Consider the following 533-nt stretch of genomic DNA (forward strand, 5'->3'; position numbering starts at 1 on the left):
CCCGAGGCTTATCGCAGCCTCCTACGTCCTTCATCGGCTCCTGGTGCCAAGGCATCCACCGTACGCTCTTAAACACTTACTAACAAAGATGCTCGCGTCCACTGTGCAGTTCTCAAACAACACACCCGAAGTGACCTCATACCCAGACCTACTCAGCAGAATTACCCGCCGGCGGTTTCGAGGAAGATCTCATCGGATCGTTTGTTCTTGCCTTGAAAAAACACTTTCGCGTGTTCTTTCAGGACCCAATAGTGTGTCGGTATACCACCGCAGGTCGGAAACATTATTTCCAACCTTGATGCGATGAGGTTGTCAGCGTTCCACCCATGAGCTCCGCTGGACTACATGTGAGTCCAAAACGGCTCTGCCAGCGACACATTCACCTCTGTGAACAGTCGACTGGAGATGCTCCTTAGAAAGGAGGTGATCCAGCCGCACCTTCCGGTACGGCTACCTTGTTACGACTTCGTCCCAATCGCCGATCCCACCTTCGACGGCTCCCTCCCACAAGGGGTTAGGCCACCGGCTTCGGG

The 533-nt window shown here is 54.2% G+C and carries 2 rRNA genes; both read right to left on the reverse strand.

Annotation, left to right across the window (positions count from 1 at the left end):
* A 23S ribosomal RNA gene (locus tag HYG95_RS24415) occupies positions 1–82 on the reverse strand; the annotation flags it as partial.
* Positions 83–416: 334 nt separating this feature from the next.
* Positions 417–533 (reverse strand): 16S ribosomal RNA (locus HYG95_RS24420); the annotation flags it as partial.

It is taken from the genome of Nocardia sp. GTS18 (genome assembly GCF_013839555.1).
Lineage (GTDB): Bacteria > Actinomycetota > Actinomycetes > Mycobacteriales > Mycobacteriaceae > Nocardia > Nocardia rosealba.